At 62.9% G+C, this 2,361-nt stretch carries 3 protein-coding genes; 2 read left to right on the forward strand and 1 reads right to left on the reverse strand.

Annotated elements, in window-relative coordinates; genetic code table 11:
• On the reverse strand, positions 1–834 hold an 834-nt coding region (locus EN939_RS30295), incomplete at its 3' end, for a DeoR/GlpR family DNA-binding transcription regulator (protein WP_164751355.1).
• Positions 835–999: 165 nt separating this feature from the next.
• Between EN939_RS30295 and EN939_RS30300 the strand changes: the two genes are divergently transcribed.
• Together EN939_RS30300 and EN939_RS30305 are read left to right on the forward strand one after the other, a co-directional pair.
• On the forward strand, positions 1,000–1,800 hold the full coding sequence (locus EN939_RS30300) for an SDR family NAD(P)-dependent oxidoreductase (protein WP_127271331.1): 801 nt from the start codon (positions 1,000–1,002) through the stop codon (positions 1,798–1,800).
• 174 nt (positions 1,801–1,974) lie between these two features.
• A partial coding sequence (locus tag EN939_RS30305) for an ABC transporter ATP-binding protein (RefSeq protein WP_164751356.1) occupies positions 1,975–2,361 on the forward strand: 387 nt, incomplete at its 3' end.

Consider the following 2,361-nt stretch of genomic DNA (forward strand, 5'->3'; position numbering starts at 1 on the left):
GCGCAGGTCGACCTTGGCCGCGGCGAGCGCCGCGGCGATCTTGGCCGGCGGCTCGGCATCGGTGATGAGGATGTCGATGTCCGACAGTGGCGCTATCCGCACCAGCGACATGCGCAGGAATTTGGCGGAATCGCAGAGCACGATCTTGGTGCCTGAGCGTCTCAGATAGGCGCGCTTCATATCGGTATCATCGAAGGAATAGTCGAAGAGGCCGTCCGCCGTGATGCCGGAGACGCCGATCACGGCGACATCGAACCACAGCGCCTCGAACTGGGCGATGGCCGCGGGCCCGCCGGTCGACATCTCGTCGGCCCGTACACGGCCGCCGGCAACATAGACTTCGGGCACGCCGCCGTTCAGCGCCGCCGCGATCCTGAGGCTGTTGGTGAACACCTTGGCGTGCGGAAGGTCCTTGAGGTGCTCGGCCATCAGATAGGTGGTGGTGCCGACATCCAATGCGATCGTGCGGTATCCCGAAACCAAGGCGGCCGCGGCGGCGGCAATCGCGGCCTTCGGGTCACGGCGCTGGCGCAAGCGCGAATCGAAACTCGGCTCCTCACTGTCCATGGCGACCAGCGGCGGGTTGTCCGCCTCGATCGCACCTCCGTGGATTCGTACAAGCCTGCCCTCGCGCTCCAATTCGACCAGATCGCGGCGGATCGTCATGTCGGAAACGGCGAGTTCGGCCGCTGCCGCAGCGACGGTGAGCGACCCCGTGCGGCGCAGGAAAGCCAGGATGCGTGCCTGTCGATCGTGCGCGAGAAGGCGCTGACGATCGGCATCGCGCGGTGCGCCATGCGTGGACGATAGGGGAGAGGCGGTGTCGTCGGCCATCGATGTATCCGGTGGGTAAGCCGCTGACGAAGCGGTCTGCAACTTCGACTCTACCGCATGATCAAACATTTTCAAACAAAAATATGTTTGCAGTGTTCGAATTTATTGGTATGCATCTCGATATCAACAGAACGCGTTCCGCCACCAAGCAGAGAGAATACGACCATGCCGGCTGCCTCCGTCATTCCTCCAGTGCTTGCCGAACTCGCGGGCAAGCGTGCCTTTGTGACGGGTGGCGGCGCGGGGATCGGTCGCGCGATCGCGGCCGCCCTGACGCGGCAGGGTGTCGCCGTGGCGATCGGCGATCTGGATCCCGACGCCGCGCGCAAGGCGGCCGAGGAGATTGGCGGCGGTGCCGCCGCCGTCACGGTCGATGTTCGCCGTCGCGATTCCGTCGAGGCGGCCTTTGCCACTGTGCTGGAAGCGCTAGGCGGCTGCGATATCCTGATTGCCAATGCCGGCGTGTCCACCATGCAGCACGCGCTCGATCTGACCGACGAGGAGTGGGACTTCAACTTCTCGGTCAATGCGCGCGGGGTATTCCTCGCAAATCAGATCGCTGGACGGCATTTTGTCAAGCAAGGCACGGGCTGCATCGTCAACACCGCCTCGCTTGCCGCGAAGGTCGGTGCGCCGCTCCTGGCGCATTATTCGGCATCCAAGTTCGCCGTGCTCGGCTGGACGCAGGCCTTTGCCCGCGAGCTCGCGCCCAAGGGAATCCGCGTCAATGCCGTCTGCCCGGGGTTCGTCAAGACCGGCATGCAATCGCGCGAAGTCGAATGGGAGGCGCATCTGCGGCAGGTCACGCCCGAACGGGTGGTCGCCGACTATATCGCGCAGACGCCGCTCGGCCGGCTCGAGTTGCCGGAGGATGTCGCCGACGTCGTCGTGTTCCTCTGCTCGGATCAAGCCCGCTTCATGACTGGCCAGGGCGTCAACGTGACCGGCGGCGTCTACATGACCTGACGGCTTTTGGCGGCTGTAACCGGATCCTGATGCTGGCACGCGCCATCCAAAAAAGTGAACACATATGATCAGAAGGCAGGCTTTCAATGTTACATTTTGTTCTCTAAGATGACCGTTCGCTCGACTTCGGCCTTCGGCGTTCAGCCGGGTCAGACGGGTTCATGAGGAAAGTCTATGGCGTCTATCGAGCTCGATCGCGTTTCCAAGCTCTACGGCAATGGCAATTACGGGGTGCATGAGGTCGATCTCACCATTCCCGATGGTGAATTCGTGATCTTTCTCGGCCCGTCGGGATGCGGCAAGTCGACGACGCTGCGGATGATTGCCGGCCTGGAGAGTATCTCCTCCGGCGATCTTCGCATCGGCGGCAAGAGCGTCGCCAATGTCGCGCCGCGCGACCGCAACGTCGCGGTGGTTTTCCAGAGCTACGCGCTCTATCCGCATATGTCGGTGCGGCAGAACATGGCTTTCGGGCTGAAAATGCGCGGCACCGACGCAGCAGTGATCGATGCCAAGATTGCCGACGCCGCGAACCTGCTCGGTTTGCAGAATCTTCTCGGC

It is taken from the genome of Mesorhizobium sp. M7A.F.Ca.CA.002.05.1.1 (assembly GCF_003998335.1).
Lineage (GTDB): Bacteria > Pseudomonadota > Alphaproteobacteria > Rhizobiales > Rhizobiaceae > Mesorhizobium.

Coding starts and splice junctions, on each gene's coding strand:
- EN939_RS30300 (WP_127271331.1), top strand. CDS start 1,000: ATGCCGGCTGCCTCCGTCATTCCTCCAGTGCTTGCCGAACTCGCGGGC.